General features: G+C 61.0%; 15 protein-coding genes. 7 read left to right on the top strand and 8 right to left on the bottom strand.

Annotation, left to right across the window (positions count from 1 at the left end; genetic code table 11):
* Positions 1–392, top strand: a 392-nt coding sequence (locus JJE47_08970) for a zf-TFIIB domain-containing protein (GenBank protein MBK5267553.1), incomplete at its 5' end; no start/stop codon positions are given.
* A gap of 9 nt (positions 393–401) precedes the next feature.
* Here the strand turns inward: JJE47_08970 and JJE47_08965 are convergent.
* Together JJE47_08965 and JJE47_08960 are read right to left on the bottom strand one after the other, a co-directional pair.
* Entirely contained in the window at positions 402–1,418 is a 1,017-nt protein-coding gene (locus tag JJE47_08965; GenBank protein MBK5267552.1) for an aspartate-semialdehyde dehydrogenase, read from the bottom strand.
* On the bottom strand, positions 1,415–2,647 hold the full coding sequence (locus JJE47_08960) for an aspartate kinase (GenBank protein ID MBK5267551.1): 1,233 nt from the start codon (positions 2,645–2,647) through the stop codon (positions 1,415–1,417). Before JJE47_08960 ends, JJE47_08965 begins: the two co-directional genes overlap by 4 nt.
* 118 nt (positions 2,648–2,765) lie before the next feature.
* Here JJE47_08960 and JJE47_08955 point away from each other — a divergent pair, with 118 nt between their 5' ends.
* From JJE47_08955 to murJ, 3 genes are read left to right on the top strand one after another with little or no spacing between them, the layout of a single operon-like run.
* Positions 2,766–3,518, top strand: a complete 753-nt coding sequence (locus JJE47_08955; GenBank protein ID MBK5267550.1) for a peptidylprolyl isomerase — start codon at positions 2,766–2,768, stop codon at positions 3,516–3,518.
* Positions 3,519–3,556: 38 nt separating this feature from the next.
* Positions 3,557–4,393, top strand: coding sequence for a PHP domain-containing protein (locus JJE47_08950; GenBank protein MBK5267549.1), 837 nt, complete (start codon positions 3,557–3,559; stop codon positions 4,391–4,393).
* Positions 4,390–5,979 carry a murein biosynthesis integral membrane protein MurJ gene (gene murJ / locus JJE47_08945; GenBank protein MBK5267548.1) on the top strand — a complete coding sequence of 530 codons (1,590 nt, stop codon included), beginning with the start codon at positions 4,390–4,392 and terminating at the stop codon, positions 5,977–5,979. The genes JJE47_08950 and murJ overlap by 4 nt, the downstream gene beginning before the upstream one ends.
* On the opposite strand, the gene JJE47_08940 is transcribed toward murJ, so the two are convergent.
* The 6 genes from JJE47_08940 to mce all read right to left on the bottom strand — a co-directional run bounded on the left by JJE47_08940 (position 5,950) and on the right by mce (position 10,795).
* Positions 5,950–7,428, bottom strand: a complete 1,479-nt coding sequence (locus JJE47_08940; GenBank protein MBK5267547.1) for a glycosyltransferase family 2 protein — start codon at positions 7,426–7,428, stop codon at positions 5,950–5,952. The genes murJ and JJE47_08940 overlap by 30 nt on opposite strands.
* Before the next feature lie 69 nt (positions 7,429–7,497).
* Positions 7,498–8,676, bottom strand: a complete 1,179-nt coding sequence (locus JJE47_08935; protein ID MBK5267546.1) for a HEAT repeat domain-containing protein — start codon at positions 8,674–8,676, stop codon at positions 7,498–7,500.
* Positions 8,669–9,049 (bottom strand): response regulator transcription factor, encoded by a 381-nt coding sequence (locus tag JJE47_08930; protein MBK5267545.1) that lies wholly within the window; start codon positions 9,047–9,049, stop codon positions 8,669–8,671. The genes JJE47_08935 and JJE47_08930 overlap by 8 nt, the downstream gene beginning before the upstream one ends.
* Positions 9,050–9,106: 57 nt before the next feature.
* A complete protein-coding gene (locus JJE47_08925) occupies positions 9,107–10,171 on the bottom strand; it encodes a hypothetical protein (protein MBK5267544.1) in 1,065 nt (354 codons plus the stop codon).
* Positions 10,168–10,392: a hypothetical protein gene (locus tag JJE47_08920; GenBank protein MBK5267543.1), complete on the bottom strand. Its 225-nt coding sequence runs from the start codon at positions 10,390–10,392 to the stop codon at positions 10,168–10,170. The genes JJE47_08925 and JJE47_08920 overlap by 4 nt, the downstream gene beginning before the upstream one ends.
* Positions 10,382–10,795: a methylmalonyl-CoA epimerase gene (mce, locus tag JJE47_08915; GenBank protein ID MBK5267542.1), complete on the bottom strand. Its 414-nt coding sequence runs from the start codon at positions 10,793–10,795 to the stop codon at positions 10,382–10,384. Before mce ends, JJE47_08920 begins: the two co-directional genes overlap by 11 nt.
* Positions 10,796–10,845: 50 nt before the next feature.
* On the opposite strand from mce, the gene JJE47_08910 reads away from it, so the two are divergent.
* From JJE47_08910 to JJE47_08900, 3 genes are read left to right on the top strand one after another with little or no spacing between them, the layout of a single operon-like run.
* The gene (locus tag JJE47_08910; protein ID MBK5267541.1) at positions 10,846–12,021 is read left to right on the top strand and encodes an acetyl-CoA C-acetyltransferase; all 1,176 of its coding nucleotides are present in this window, start codon (positions 10,846–10,848) and stop codon (positions 12,019–12,021) included.
* Positions 12,018–13,004, top strand: coding sequence for a class II fructose-bisphosphatase (gene glpX, locus JJE47_08905; GenBank protein MBK5267540.1), 987 nt, complete (start codon positions 12,018–12,020; stop codon positions 13,002–13,004). Before JJE47_08910 ends, glpX begins: the two co-directional genes overlap by 4 nt.
* Entirely contained in the window at positions 12,973–14,106 is a 1,134-nt protein-coding gene (locus JJE47_08900; protein MBK5267539.1) for a DUF3524 domain-containing protein, read from the top strand. The genes glpX and JJE47_08900 overlap by 32 nt, the downstream gene beginning before the upstream one ends.
* Positions 14,107–14,124 lie beyond the last annotated feature (18 nt).

Below are 14,124 nucleotides of genomic sequence, written 5' to 3'. Positions count from 1 at the left end.
GTAACGGACGGCTGTCGAACAACAACGACATCGGGCTACTACTCAGCTTCGCCAAGCGAAACCAGCTGATTCGGGCAGCCGACGAAGTCTCCTACGAGGGCCTCAGATGCCCTTTCTGTAGCTCTCCGATGACGCCAGTGAATCTGACCCACCGGCTAGGTGAAATGGAGGTCGACGTCTGCAACCCATGCGTCGCCCTATGGACCGATCCAGGTGAAATCACCAAGCTCTCCCAATCAACCGTCGGATCGACCGCCAGTCACGAACTGGCGGCGATGGACCCTGACCTGCCACTCAGCTGGCAACGAAAGTCCGTGGGTAGCGATGCCAACGGGACGGTCACGACCGGGCTACTCAACCTGCTGGTCGAGATCTTCACAACCCGAATCTAGAGAACCCGGCTAGGCGAGCAACAGTTCGGCAATCTCAACGGTGTTGAGGGCGGCGCCCTTGCGAAGGTTGTCGCCGACTGCCCACAAGGAGATTCCACCCCGTTCACCGACCGTCGGTCGAATTCTCCCGACGAGAACATCGTCGATGCCAGCCGAGTCGAGAGGGGTGGGAATCTTGTCTTCCCAGACCTGTACCCCTGGACTGGCTGCGATCGCGGCAGTCGCCTCGGCAACGTCAATCGATCGATCGAACATCATGGTGGCGGCTATGCCATGGCCGACCATTACCGGGACCCGCACACAGGTCGGTTCGACCGCGATGCCAGGAGCACTGAGAATCTTGCGGGTTTCGTTGACAAGCTTCCACTCTTCGTCCGTGTAGCCCTCGGTTGCTGCATTGCCGGCAAACGGCAACACGTTCCAGCCGATCGGACGAACATACAAGTTGTCGCCCGGCTCTTGCCATGAGCCGTCCACCAATCCTTGCCGATTGGCGGCGAGGGCAGCATTCTGGCGCACCAACTCATCCATGCCGGCCATCCCGGACCCGGACACCGACTGATACGAAGTGGCCACCATCGATCGAAGCCCGGCTACCCGGTGAAGCGGACCGACCGCCATGAGCAGGGCCATCGTCGTGCAGTTCGGGTTGGCGATAATCCCGCCGTGCCCGGCCAGGGCGTCGTTGTTCACCCCGGCCACCACCAGAGGAACGTCGTCACGCATCCGGAAGGCCGAGGAATTGTCAACCACCGTGCAACCGGCCGCCGCAAAGCGAGGTGCGAACTCCCTGGAACGGTCACCACCCGCGGAAAAGAGAGCAATGTCGAGGCCCGCCGGGTCGGCGCCGGCCAGATTCTCTACGATCACCGGACCCCATTTGGTTGCGACCTCAGTGCCGGCCGACCGCTCCGATGCGAACAAGCGCAACTCTTTGACGGGGAAATCCCGTTCTTCAAGGATGGCCAACATGGTCCGACCGACGGCACCCGTCGCTCCGACGATGCCAACATTCGACAGGGTCATGCTCCGACCTCCTCTGCAACCTCTTCGAGGTTGAACAACGAAACAAGCGTTCCGACCGCATTGTTCACATCAGCTTCGGGAACCACACACGATATACGAATCGACGAGGTCGAGATCATGTCGATATTGATCGACTTGTCAGCCAATGCCCGAAAGACCCGGGCGGCGATACCTGACTCTGACTTCATGCCGGCCCCGATTAGCGAGACTTTGGCGATGGATTCGTTCAGATCGATCGGACCCGAGCCAAGTTCGGCACCGACCGCTTCAGCCAGTCGCCCGGCCTGCTGAGCCTGGATGCGGGGGACCGTAAAGGAGATATCCGTGTGACCGGCACGGGAGACGTTCTGAACGATCATGTCGACGTTGACCCCACCGCCAGACATCGCTTCGAAGAGCCGGGCCGCCACCCCGGGGGTGTCCGGCACACCGGCGACGGTTACTTTGGCCTGCGAGGTGTCATGGGCAACACCACTGACGATCGCCTGCTCCATGGTTGTCTCCTTTACCCAGGTGCCCGGGTCCGTGTGAAATGATGAACGAACATGTATTGGAATGTTGAAGCGCCGACCGACTTCTACCGACCGTGCCATAAGTACCCCGGCACCTGACGATGCCAACTCAAGCATCTCGTCGAACGAGATCTCGTCGAGCTTCCTGGCGGTGGGAACGACCCGCGGATCGGCGGTGAACACCCCATCAACATCGGTATAGATCTCGCAGACCTCGGCGTGGTGAGCGGCGGCCAGCGCCACGGCGGTCGCATCAGAACCTCCTCGACCGAGCGTCGTCACCTCTTTGGTATCGGGTGAAACGCCCTGGAAACCGGCGACGATCACGACCTTCCCTTCGTCGAGGCTATTGCGGATCCGATCACCACGAATTTCGGTGATCTTGGCCGATCCGTGCTCATTGTCCGTCAGGATGCCGGCCTGGGAACCGGTCAGTGAGACGGCTTCGACCCCTTCGGCATGGAGTGCCATGGCCACCAGAGCCATCGAAATACGTTCGCCGGCAGTTAGCAACATATCCATCTCACGGGCTGGCGGATCCGGAGTGATATCTGCGGCCAAGGCGATCAGGTCATCGGTGCTTTTTCCCATGGCCGAGACCACAACGATCACCTCGTTCCCGGCGCGGCTCGTATCGGCAATGCGCCGGGCCACCCGCTTGATGCGGTCGGGGTCTCCCACCGAAGTCCCACCGAATTTTTGAACAATTAGTGCCATGAGAAGTCTCTTCGCAGCGCCGACAGGGAAAGTCTACAAGCACTCGGCATGCATCCCGTCATCACCAAACCGACGTACTCGACCAAACCCCCCTTCTGACGATCTAACATGCCGCCTCGTGTCACGCTCAAAGGCAAACAAAGAAGCGGCCCGCAAACAACGGCAAAAACAGGCCCAGAGAAAACAGCTGCTGGCCACGCTGCGCCGTTTCGGGATAGCGACGATCATTGTGGTGGTCGTCCTCGGCCTGGCATCCATACTCAGCAGCAAGGCCGGTCCACTCGGCGAGACATACGATGAGATTCGAACCTTTCCCGTTGCGTGCGGTGGCAACCCGCCCCCCGAGATCACAACCCGACAAACCTTCCCGGAAGCCACCGACCAAGGATTGACGGAAAACGCCACCGCCACTGTTGTTACGTCGTGCGGGACCATTGAAATAGCTCTCGATCTGACCACTTCTCCGACCGCCGCAAACACTTTCGCGTTTCTTGCCAACCAGGGCTACTACAACGGGACCGCCGCCCATCAACTCCTCCCCCAATTCGTCAAGTTCGGTGACCCGACTGCTACCGGCCTTGGCAATCCCGGCTTCACCTTTCAAGCTGAGAAGCCACCTGCGGACTTCGAGTACACGAGAGGGGTGGTGGCCCTGGGACTGAACGAAACCCAACGCAACGACGGCCAGTTCTTCATCGTGCTGGCTGACAAATCGACGCGCGCTCCTAATTTCAGTCCGATCGGGGTCGTCACGGCCGGCCAGGACGTTCTCGATAAGATCGCGGCCATCAAGGTGCAGTTGGGAGTGATTCCCGAAATCAGCCAACCGGCTGAGACGATCTATATCGAGTCAATCACGATCAACCCGTAAAGACGCCGTTCCTACCCAAAAGGCGGTACCGTCGCATCATGGCTGTCGACCTGCACACACACTCTCGCGTTTCGGATGGGTCGGATAGTCCAACCGAACTCGTTGCCAACGCCGTATCGGCCAGGCTCAACGCTCTCGCTCTCACCGACCACGACACCCTTGATGGCCTCGAAGAGGCTCAGGCGGCCGCCGACCTGGCTGGTGTCCGACTCATTCGGGGCGTCGAACTATCGCTCGAATGGACCAGGGGCGGCATGCACATGGTCGTGCTGTTTCTCAGCCCCGAAGGCCTCCTCCAGGATCGACTGGCTGATCTTCAGGTGGCCCGTCAAACCCGCAACGACCGGATGATCGTGCTGCTCCAGTCCCTCGGATATGACATCACGATGGAGGAACTGATTGAGGAATCAGGTGGTGGGGTCGTCGGCCGGCCGCACATGGCCGCCATCCTCGTCGGGAAGGGCTATTTCCCGGATCCTCCCGCGGTCTTTGACGAGCTCCTCGCAACCGGTCGACCCGGCTACCTCGGCCGGGAGCGACTCGATCCCGAAGAGGCCATCAGGCTTGCCAGGGCTTCGGGAGGCGTACCCATCATCGCCCATCCTCACACGTTGGGCCTCGATACGGCAGCCGAATATGCTGAGGCGATGGAGACCCTGGCGACCGCCGGGCTGGCCGGCATCGAGTGCTACTACGGCGACTATGCCCGAGCCCAACAAGAAGAACTTGCCAAAACCACCAGACGCTTCGGGCTGATCCCTTCTGGAGGGTCCGACTACCACGGTACCTACAAGGAGGGTCTCGAGTTGGGAACCGGCCGGGGAGAACTGCTCGTTCCTGATCACGTCCTGGAAGAGCTAGAAGCCAACCGGTGACCAAAGGAATGGGGCGGGCCGCCCTGATCGTCTCGGCCGGCATCCTCGTCTCCAGAGTCCTCGGACTCGTGCGAGAGTCGGTCATGGCTGCGTTACTCGGGGCCGGTACCGAGTCGGGGGTCTATGTGGCGGCATTCGCCATCCCGGACATTCTGTACTACCTGATGGCGGGCGGGTACCTGTCCATCACGTTCATACCGATTCTCTCCCGTCACCTCGCCGCGGATGATGAAGCAGGTCAGTGGGAATCTTTTGCAGCCATCGCCAAACCCGTGACGACCGTCATGGTCGCCGTCACCGCCGCCGCCATGGTCTTCTCCGATCATTTGGTCGACTTCGTATATGTCGCCCTCCCCCGGCTTCTCGACAGCGACGCCACCGTGGCTCTCGGCCCCACAGAGCTCGCTCAAGTAGCCCACTTGACCCGAATTGTCCTTCCCGCCCAAACGTTCTTCATGCTCGGCTCGCTGCTGGCCGCCGTTCAATACGCCCACCGCCGATTCACCCTCCCATCTTTGGCACCGCTCGTCTATAACCTGGCGATCATCGTCGGGGGGGTTCTGGGACCATCCCTCGGACTCGACGGCGCCGAAGGGTTCGCCTGGGGTGCCCTGCTCGGGTCGATCCTTGGCAACTTTGGCCTTCAGTTATACGGTGCCAGACAGGTCGGCCTGCGGTGGGCGCCGGGAACTTCCTGGCGAGCGCCGGTTATCGGTGAGTATCTCCGACTGGCCCTCCCGCTCATGCTCGGACAGTCAATCGCGGTTCTCGACGCACAGTTCATTCCGATCTTCGGCCAGACCCTCGGCGAATCGGCCATTTCTCAGGTGTACTTCGGTCGCCGCCTCAATATGTTTCCGGTGGGCATCATCGCCCAGGCGGCAGGAGTCGCCGCCTATCCGTATCTGGCCAGGCTGGCCGAAGAGGGCAAGCTTTCCGAACTCTCAGCAACCCTGACCAGAGCCCTGAGATACACCATCTTTGCCGGGTTTGCGGCGGCAGCAGCCGCGTATGCGGCGGCGGCACCAGCCGTACGGATCGCCTACCAGCGAGGTGACTTCACGAGCACGGACACGGTGGCAGTGGCCACTGCACTGGCCATCTACAGCCTGTCGATTCCGTTGTGGGGAGCCCACCAGGTGTATTCCCGGGCGTTCTACGCCCGACGCAAAATGTGGACTCCGGTCGCGATCGGCACCTTGTGGACCGTACTGGGCGCGGGCATCTACTGGTGGTTTGTCGCCCGGTATGGTCAATCGGGCCTGGCAGCTGCCAGTGTGACCACGATGGCGCTATACACGCTCCACCTTGCCCTGTCCTGGTACCGCCAGACCGGATTAGCCGAGGGCAGATCCGTAGCCGGTGTCACCGGTCGGTCAGCTCTGTCGGCACTGCTGGCAGGAGCGGTCGGATCGTACACGGTGCGGATCGTCACCGGCCCGGCGGATTCGATGAGCCTCTTCGAGAGCCTGACGGGCCTTCTGGTGGCGACGGTGGTGGTCGGCAGTCTCTACCTGGCTACGACCAGGGTGCTGGGCGGACGGGAGCTATCAGAACTACGACTCGCCAGGCGGGCCGGGGACTGAAGCCGCCGGGGGAACGTTCCTCAGCGTTCCTGGTTGAGGACCGGTCTTACTACCAAGGTTTCCAACCCCCGTCCGTTGCATGTCACCCCAGACTTTCTTCTTCGGGTTCCAGAACAGGGACCGCACCCGCCACCAGACCGATCGTTGCCGAAGCCCGAGATGCTCCCCGAGCGTGTACATCAACAGGCGTAATGTCGATCGTCCGTCTGAGTAGTAGCCGAACCGATCGTCAAGAAAGAGGGAAGCAATCGAGTTGGCGGTGCCCAGCAGGAACGCGATCAGTATGAGCGGCACAGCCACCTCCGGGTTCAAAAAACCGGTGAGCAACGAAATCGGAATGAGAATCCATCCGGTGAATTCGAGAACTGGCGCGATGAACTCGAAGGCGATGAACGATGGCCATGCCACCATCCCGACAAACCCGTAGCGCGGATTGAAAATCATGCCCTTGTATTGCCAGATGACCTGAATGAGTCCCCGATGCCAACGAACCCGCTGCTTCTTGAGCACGTTCCAGGTGACCGGTACCTCGGTCCAAGCCACCGCATCGGCCGAGTACACAATGCGATAGTCCTGCTTCTTCCTCCGAAAATGCCGATGCAGTCGCATGGTCATCTCCATGTCCTCACCGAGGTGGTCGTTCCGAAAGCCGCCGACCTCGGTCACCGCCGCCTTGGAAAATATTCCGAAGGCGCCCGAAATGATGAGCAGGGATCCCATCCGGGACCAACCGGGTCTGGCCGACAGGAACGATCGTATGTATTCCACGACCTGGGCCATCTCAATCGCGGTTCGAGGCAGCGAGACTTTGGTCACCTTCCCGAGGCGCACCTCGCAACCGTTGAGCGGGCGAACATTGCCACCGACGGCCACGGTTCGTTCCCGATCTTCCACAAAGTGGCGAGCCGCATGGATGAGCGCTTCGGATTCGAGAACCATCTCGGCATCGGTCGCCATGAAGTACGGATATTTGGAGACGTTGATCCCGGCGTTGATGGCATCGGACTTGCCACCGTTTTCTTTGTCGACCAGTACGACGGGATGTGGCAAGCGACTCTTGTACAACCGTCGTATCTCCTGCGTGGGGATGGCATTACGAAACGGAAAGTCGATCGGCACCATATCGAAGGCTTCGATCATCCGCTGAACCGTTTCGTCCTTCGAACCGTCGTTGACGACGATGATTTCCATATTGGGATAGTGCAGCATCGCCATGGACCGAACCGAGTCGGCGATCCCGGTCGCTTCGTTGTACGCCGGGATAACGATCGAAATCGGCGGAGTGGTATCTGAGGTGATCATGTCCTGAATGCGACCGTGCCGGGTCACGAACCGGTCGGAAGCCAGGGCGCGATAGGACATCGTTGCCACAAAAAGGATTTGAATCTGCATCAGGATGACGTAAAAGATGATGAAGAAGTTGAACGTCTGAACGATGGTGTGGAGCATGATGTACCGTCAGGTCGCGGTTGAACCCATTCTGGTCGGTACGAGGGTCGACGCCGGGGACCTTCTCGCTCAGACCCGCATCCGGAGGGCGTCGACATACTCGGGATTGAGACCAGCGACCAGGAAGAACTCTGCCTTCCCGGCTTGAACCAGGGAGGAAATGAGATCCTCGGCGGCTAGCCGGTCGGTTGGTTCTGTTGAACGGAGCGCTTCAACCGCTTCACCGGCGACCCCGGACGACAGCAGTACCGCGGCCGCCGCATCGCGTGCATACGGGTCGGGATGTCCCAGCGAGGAACGGAGGGCCTCGTTTCCGCCTGGCACCTCGACCAGGGCTGCGGCAGCATTGTGCCGGACCCACCAGGACTGGTCACTGAGTGCTCTCCGGAGCCAGGGTATGGCCTGACGGTCGGTCCGGCGGCCAAGCGCCGAGGCGGCCTGGGCGCGGACCTCCCACTGTTTGTCTGCGAGAAGCTCCAGCAATGAGGGCACCGCGCGGGGAGTTCCGGCTCTCCCGAGCGCGGCAGCTGCCCTCATTCTCAGGTCGGCGTCGGACGAAGACAGCGCCTGAATCAGCGATCCTTCGGCCCGAATGTCACCGATGAGTCCAAGCGTTCGGGCGATCAAAGGCCGGTATCGACCGGTCCCTTGCAAATAGCGGGCCATCTCGGGCACCGCCTCGCGTCCGAACGAGTAGAGCGCGTCGGCTATCCGTTGGGCATGCCACTCGTCCTGCTGCTCCATGCCGGCCAGGAGGCTCTTGACGGAACTCGGGTCGCCGATGTGAGCCAGCGCCGGAGCCGCCTGCACCTGGATCTCGGGAACGATGTCGTGCAGCATGAACACGAGATCGGTAACGGTCGTGGGGTCTCCGATTTCGCCGAGCGCCTCGACGGCACTCACCCGTTCGTCCCGGTCTTTTGACCGCAATCCCTTGAGGAAACGGTCGACCAATCCCATGTCACGGGCCGCCGTGAGCAACCGGAGTCGATCGTCTCCCTGGAGCATGCGCATGTATTCGAGCACCACGGATCGAAACTCCGGATCACCGGCGTATCGACGGAAATTTCGAGATCCGGGGTCACCGCGGACTATGAGCTCTCCGACCAGATCGACGAATCTGGCCCGCCGGGCTGCAATCCGGCGACGGCGAGCCCCGCTCACTGCCTTCAGAAGGAAGAGAGAGACGGCGGCGATGATGACCAACCCGCCGAGGCCGATGAAAACTGCCACTGCCAGATCAGCCATTCTGAGGCCGATCGCGGATTTGCACCTTCACTCTGGCAATGATCTCCCGAACCGAAAAGGGTTTCCGAACGTAGTCGGAGGCGCCTGACTCGAGTGAACGCACAATGTCTTCTTCGTTCGAGACCCCCGAGACGATGATGACCGGGGTTGCCAGGCCGGCCTGGCGCCACCGTTGCACGACTTCCTGGCCGAGCAGTCCCGGCAAAAGATGATCAATCAGAATGACATCGAATCGTTCGGCCAACGCGCGCTCGTATGCCTCGAGACCGTCGGCGAGGGCAGTCACCTCACAACCGGCCGACTCAAGGGAGCGCGTCAACAGAAAGGCAACAGCCCGTTCATCGTCGACGACGAGAATCTTTGGTTTGTTCATGCGCCAATTCCACTACCGTCACCCGGGCGCTGTCGATGGATTTAGTCGCTCGTTATCTCATCTATCTGCCATTTGAACCAACCGCTCGACGAGCGGTGCATAGACGCGGTAAAACAAGGCCGCGTTTCCGTCAGCCGCCAAACGCTTCATTACCGGCAGCGCGCCCGCTATGTGGCGCGCCGGAAATGCTGCCGGAGTAGAAGCAAGATTGCCTGCCGCGTACACCGTGTTGTCATTCCAAACGAGGAAAGGCGAACGCTGGGCGATACCCCATTCCTCGAGAAGAACAGTTCCCCGATCATTGACCGGGAGGTTGATCCACAATTGTGTATCGGCACCGGAATCCGCTTCTATAAGGGCAAACCATGAGTCAAAGGAAACGTCCAATTCTTCACGTTCGTCCGCCGAACTGCCGGTGATGCGGGGTCGGGGACTCTCCAAATCGGCGGATTGCAGCACAACGAGGGCCGGATCACGTGTGCGTGTACCAACGCTGGATCCAACAATGACTATCCCCGGTCCCTGATAGTCCCACGCACCGGCATGAAGGCTCCGCACACGCGGGCCGGCATCCTGCAGATCCTCAAAGGCGCGCCCCACCCAACCGGTGGCATCGATCCCGAAGATCGACTGCAGCATCTCCGAAGTCCCCGGATCGGTCGGCTCATGCATCATGTTGAACTCAGCCATCACCACCGTGCCCTCGTCGGCCCATCGGGCTACATCGCGAGCGAACGATGGTGGGAACGTCTGGCTGACTCTGACGGTCCCGTTCGCATCAACGTCAGCCAATTCATTCACATAGACCCCGTAGGCGTCCACCAACAAAACAAGGTCGGGGCGTTCATCGGGCCAGGTCCCGAACGGAAGCCCGCCAGGACCCGACCCGACATAGTCGGTGGCACCGTTGAACGGCACCTTCAGATATGTCATCATCAGGCCTACCCCACTGTGCTCGCGACGCAGATCGTCAACGACGGTCGAGTCGTAGACGAGAACGTCGATGGGTCGTTCGGATGTGAGCGACCACCGCACCCATCCGCCAAATGGAAGCCCGGCTATCACAATCAACCCGATGAGCGAAAGCGCCAGAAATAGCCGATTCGCCGAGCGCAGTTTCAATGGGCTTGGTCGACGAACCGACTCGGCTTGCCCACCACTGCCGAGCTGGGAGGCGGAGGGGCGGCGCGGAGACCACTACGAGTCTGCCGGACGGCCGCCACCCAGGCAGACGGCTCGGGCCGATAGGCGGGTCGTCGCGCTGCTTCTTCCTCGTGGATCAAAGCAACCACGACCGCTATCGCGGCAGCTTCCTGCGGCCCGGCACCACCTCTAATGATCATGGGACAACTCTACGAGTTCAATGAGGGTCCCGCCCAGAGTCGAGGGGTGCACAAAGGCAATCCGGGCACCACGTCCGCCGGGTCGTGGCACGGTATCCACCAGGCGAGCGCCCTGTTCGGCCAACTCACTCAAAGCCACTTCAATGTCATCAACCGCAAACGCCAGATGATGCAGACCCTCGCCGCGACTCGCCAGGAACCGGCCGACCGGAGAATCGGCCGATAACGGCTGAAGAAGCTGCACAAACGAGCCACCCACCGGAATCATGGCCTCCTCGACTCCCTGCGCCTCGACCGTTTCACGGTACAAGGGAGAGACGCCATACAGGCGTTCGTAATCGGACAGGGCCGCGTCCAGATCAAACACGGCGATCCCCACATGGTCAACGTTGTACAGGCGCACGATTCGAGTGTAAACGGCTTGAGTACGATGGACCACTACAGGAGGAATCCATGACAGCAGTCATCGTTGGTGCAAAGCGCACACCAATCGGAAAGTTCGGCGGCGGTCTCGCCCCATTACGAGCGGTTGAACTCGGCGCCATTGCCATTCGGGCGGCGCTGGGCGACCTGGATCCAGGTCGGATCGATGAGGTCATTTTCGGCCAGGTCCTCCAAGCAGGAGAAGGCCAGATCACCGCCCGACAGGCGGCCGTGAAAGCTGGACTGCCGATGACGGTCCCATCGGTGACCATCAACAAAGTGTGTCTTTCGGGCCTGGCGGCCATTGGCATGGCCAACCGATCCGTGTTGCTCGGCGAATCGACATTTGTCGTTGCGGGCGGGATGGAATCGATGTCGAACGCTCCGTACGTCATGCCCAAGGCCAGGTGGGGGGCTCGCCTCGGAGACGCAGAACTCATCGACGTGATAATGCACGACGGCCTCTACTGCTCGTTCGATGGCTGTTCGATGGGCCAGGCTTCCGACATCAAAAATGACCAACTTGGCATCGATCGCCTTCGTCAGGACGAGTGGTCCGCCAGGAGTCACGTTCGCGCAGAGACCGCCACTCGCAACGGAGTCTTCTCGAAGGAGATCGTGCCCGTTGAGGTACCACAACGCAAAGGGTCAGCGCTGGTGATCAGTGAGGACGAAGGCATCCGTGCCGGCACGACAACCGACAGCTTGGGAGGCCTACGGCCGGCCTTCGGAGCGACGGGCACGCTTACGGCCGGCAACTCAAGCCAGATCTCAGATGGCGGGGCGGCGGTCATCGTGACGGACCGCCAGGCGGCCGAATCCGAAGGGCTCCATATCCTCGCCGAGATCCGCTCCTACGGACAGATCGGAGGCATCGATCCTTCCCTGCACGAACGGCCAGCCGAGGCTCTGGCGGTCGCCCTCCAACGGGCCGGCCTCTCGGCCGGCGACCTCCACGCCGTCGAGATCAACGAGGCTTTCGCTTCAGTTGCGCTTTGGTCAGCCCAGATGCTTGGAATACCAGAAGATCGTGTGAACGTCCACGGCGGAGCCGTGGCGCTGGGCCACCCGATCGGCGCCACCGGCGCACGATTGGTCGTCAGTTTGATCAACGCTCTCAGCGAGCGCGGAGGCGGCCTTGGCGCCGTAACCTTGTGTGGAGGCGGCGGACAAGGCGACGCCCTGATTTTGGAGGTCCCGGCATGACAGAGGTTCCCGAACGAAACCTAGGCCTGGAACTGGCCAGAGTCACCGAATCAGCCGCCATTGCCGGTGCTCGATGGCAAGGGCGAGGCGACAAGATCGCAGCTGACCAAGCCGCCGTCGACGCCATGCGAATCATCCTCTCAACCATCGACATCGACGGCACCATTGCCATCGGTGAGGGCGAGAAGGACGAAGCTCCGATGCTCTATAACGGAGAGAAGGTCGGGACCGGATTTGGACCCAAGGTCGACGTGGCTGTCGACCCGATCGACGGAACGTCACTGACGGCGGCCGGTCGACCCGGGGCGCTCGCAGTTATTGCCCTGGCCGAAGCCGGCACCATGTATTCCCCGGGAAGCCTTGTCTATATGGACAAAATCGCCGTCGGCCCCGAAGCGGCCGGGTGGATTGATATCGAGGCCCCCGTTGCGCACAACTTACGCCAGGTTGCCAAGGCTCGTGACAAAGACATCGATGACCTTACGGCGATCATCCTCGACCGCCCCCGCAACCAACCATTCATTGACGCAGTTCGGAAGGCCGGCGCCCGCATCCGACTCATCTCGGATGGAGACGTTTCGGGGGCAATCGCCACCGCTGAACCCGATTCGGGTATCGACATACTGTTCGGGATCGGTGGTTCACCCGAAGCGGTGATCGCCGCCGCCGCGCTGACGGCCATGGAGGGCGAGATTCAATGCAAGCTGTGGCCGCGCGACGAAAGTGAACACCAGTACGCCGCCGACAACGGGCACGACCTCGACCAGATCCTGACCCTGAAGGATCTGGTGAGCGGCAAGAACATCTTTTTCGCAGCTACCGGTGTCACCGATGGCGAACTCCTCCAAGGAGTGGATTTCTTCGGCCACGGCGCAACCACCCACTCGGTTGTGATGCGCTCCAAGACCGGCTCGATTCGCTTCATGCACGCACGCCACAATCTGGATCGCCTTGACCGTCTCAAAGGCACGCTCGACGAGTAGCTCACAGGTGCGAGTCTTCCTCATTGAGCCCTACTACACGGGGTCACATCAGGCGTGGGCGGACGGTTGGAAAGCCACCTCCCGTCACGACGTGCACCTGCTCACCATGGAAGGGCGGTTTTGGAAGTGGCGGATGCACGGCGGACCGGTCACCCTCGCCCATCAGGCGCTTGAACTGGCTGACGAAGTAGGCCGACCCGACGTGATCGTGGCATCGTCAATGCTTGACCTCGCCACCTTCCTCGGACTGGCCGGATCGCAGCTCGGGAGCCCACCGTCGTTGCTGTACATGCACGAAAACCAGCTGACCTACCCGTTTTCACCCCGGACCCGGGGCGAAGATCTGAGCTACGGATTCGTCAACTGGCGATCGATGGTGGCCGCCGACCAAATCCTGTTCAACACGCACTACCACGAGGACGCCTTCTTTGACGCGGTCGGGCCTTTCCTCAAGAATTTTCCCGACTACCGCCAACTTCACCTCATCGACCGGGTCCGCGACAAGACAGCGGTGATCGGCGTCGGGATCCCCATCCGGACTCCGGGTCAAATTCCGTCACTCCCCCCGCTCGTGTTGTGGAACCAGCGTTGGGAGTACGACAAAGACCCGATCGGGATGTTTGAGATGCTGTACGCGGTCGACAAGCAGGGGATTGATTTTCGCCTGGCCTTGACCGGCGAGAACTTCCGACAAACCCCGACCGAATTCGAAGCGACCAAACAACATTTCGGGGATCGAATCATCCAATTCGGCTACGCCGACGCCCACCAATACGACCGCTTGGTCTCGGAGGCAGACATCGTCGTCAGCACCGCCAACCACGAATTCTTCGGGGTCGGAGTCGCCGAAGCCATCGCTGCCAGAGCGTTTCCCGTGCTGCCTCGACGTCTCTCGTACCCCGAACTACTTCCCGAACAGATCCACCCCGTCTGCCTATACGACACGCCAGGCCAGGCAGTCGAATTGTTGGCGGCGTCGTTGACCAATCCGCACCACCGATCGACGATCACCGACATCGCAGGACCCTCCCTTGAGCGCTTCGCCTGGCCAATCATCGGGGAGGTCTACGACGAGGTCATCGACCATCTCGCCGGACCCTGAGGCCCGACCACAAGAGTC

This window comes from Acidimicrobiia bacterium, from assembly GCA_016650365.1.
In the GTDB taxonomy this organism is placed as follows: domain Bacteria; phylum Actinomycetota; class Acidimicrobiia; order Spongiisociales; family JAENVV01; genus JAENVV01.
Note: the sequence above shows the minus strand (reverse complement) of the source record. Positions and strands in the feature narration are given on the sequence as shown.